Here is a 262-nt window from a genome sequence, read left to right as displayed (position 1 = left end):
ACCCAAAACCATGTACCCTGCTGTAAGAACAAAGCTCCCGCATCTCGCCCTCTACAGTCGCTCCGATAAAATTAAAACTGCCACCTTCCCAAACCGAAAAACGATCTTTTTGCTCCGACAACTTAGCAAGTACCGCATCCTGCAAAGCCTGCTTGTCGGGCTGTCCCCAAGATTCTGCAACTATCATGAGAATCTTGTCCGATTGTGGCTTCAGCAAATGCGATGCTGCCCTTTGCTGATTTTTCAAAGGCATAAACAGGAC

1 pseudogene is annotated in these 262 nt (G+C 47.7%); it reads right to left on the bottom strand.

The features are described from left to right. Positions 1–262: pseudogene (locus tag ACTHS3_RS18115) on the bottom strand (LTA synthase family protein); the annotation flags it as partial.

The organism is Neisseria sp. P0009.S007 (genome assembly GCF_051962515.1).
Note: the sequence above shows the minus strand (reverse complement) of the source record. Positions and strands in the feature narration are given on the sequence as shown.